Origin of the sequence: Methylobacterium sp. WL18, from assembly GCF_008040015.1 — a bacterium.
Taxonomy (GTDB): Bacteria; Pseudomonadota; Alphaproteobacteria; order Rhizobiales; family Beijerinckiaceae; genus Methylobacterium; species Methylobacterium mesophilicum.
This window is the reverse complement of record NZ_VRVD01000888.1, coordinates 1-1,503: the sequence shown is the minus strand read 5'-3', so window position 1 is coordinate 1,503 and position 1,503 is coordinate 1. Positions and strand designations below refer to the sequence as shown.

Below are 1,503 nucleotides of genomic sequence, written 5' to 3'. Positions count from 1 at the left end.
GGCGGCGGCGCGCCGTGCGGCCTTACGCTATCGGAGCCGATTGCGGCAGGCCCGCGACACCGTCGCCGGACGAGCCGGGCAGGCCCGGCCGTCAGGGCCGTTCAGGCGTCTTCCTTGCGGCGCACACTGCGCTTCTTGGTCGGCTGTTCGGGGGCCTGCGCGACCGGCTCGGGCTGGGCGGTCGGCGGCGCGGCGGATTTCCGGCGCTGCTGGCCGAGGCCGAGCGAGCGGGCGAGCTGCGAGCGCTGCGCGGAATAGCTCTGGGCGGTCATCGGGTAGTCGGCATCGAGGCCCCACTTGGCGCGATAGGCCTCCGGGGTCAGGCCGCGCAGGGTGAGGTGGCGGCGCAGGGTCTTGTAGGGCTTCCCGTCCTCGAACGAGATCAGGTAGTCGGGCGTCACCGAACGCCGGATCTCCTGTGTGGTCGCCTTGCTGGGGGCTGCGACGGCCGCGCCGCCGGTGTGGACGTCCTGGATCGCGCCGTGGATGTCGCTGAGCAGTTTCGGCAGATCCGCGCTTTGCACGTGGTTGTTGCTCACATAGGCCGAGACGATCTCGGATGCGAGCGTAACGAAGCGGCTCCTGTCGCCATCGCGTTGAGTCATATCGTGTGCGCCGCCTTCTCGTGATTTCCAAACTGGTCAGAACGCAAGAACAGCGTTGCGATCCTGAGGGCCGATACAATCGCTTTTCAATGACCCGTCAAGTCTCAAATTCGATATCGCGATATACATTCAGAAACAGGCCAAGAACAGGTGCATTGGACAACCAACCTCAAGGAAAATAATAGCCCGCCATCTTGCTTGTGCGCAATCGAACCCGATCGGGCTCATGATCGGTTGGAGATGATCCGTCATCAACTGAGAGGATCTGGCTGGAGGATGGGAAATAAAGACCGTGTCTCAGACGAAATCGATATTCGGCTCGGCATTCGTACTGCAATGCGGAACGCCGGCATCACCGGGCGGCTGTGGCAGGGATTCTCGGCGCAACTCCAGCGTGCTTTTTCGCGTCGCGACCGGGAGGCTACAGCAATCCCCGCCTGTCACATCGGACGCCCCGACCGCGGCTCTGTGAGCACGCCGCGTGGACATGCCCTGGCTGTCGGGGGCGACGCACGGCGCCCGTCCCAGGCCGATCGCGCGGGCCGGTTGATAAGCGAGATCGGATCGGACTTGAGACCGCTTCGGAGCGCGGCTGGGCGGCCTGTTCGAAGCGGTCGAGCGGTCAGGCCGAGAGGGAACAGCCCATCACGCCGCAGCGTCACGGCTCAAAACCGTCCGCTCGACAGACCGCCTCGGCAAGCGAAGCCCCGATCACGAAAAACCCGGTCCGCGCGAGCGGGCCGGGTTTTTGGTGGTGGTCGGGTGGTCGGAAGGGATTTGGTTGCGGGGACAGGATTTGAACCTGTGACCTTCAGGTTATGAGCCTGACGAGCTACCGGGCTGCTCCACCCCGCGCCAAGGTTGTGCGGCTGATCCGGGCTGGCTGGCGCTGGTGGGC

1 protein-coding gene and 1 tRNA gene are annotated in these 1,503 nt (G+C 64.9%); both read right to left on the bottom strand.

The genetic code is table 11. The features are described from left to right. Positions 1-101: 101 nt before the first annotated feature. Entirely contained in the window at positions 102-605 is a 504-nt protein-coding gene (locus tag FV228_RS29360) for a MucR family transcriptional regulator (protein ID WP_147857678.1), read from the bottom strand. A 778-nt stretch (positions 606-1,383) separates the two neighbouring features. Continuing rightward, positions 1,384-1,460 (bottom strand) — tRNA-Met (locus FV228_RS29355). Between the last annotated feature and the right edge of the window lie 43 nt (positions 1,461-1,503).

Coding starts and splice junctions, on each gene's coding strand:
- FV228_RS29360 (WP_147857678.1), bottom strand. CDS start 605: ATGACTCAACGCGATGGCGACAGGAGCCGCTTCGTTACGCTCGCATCC.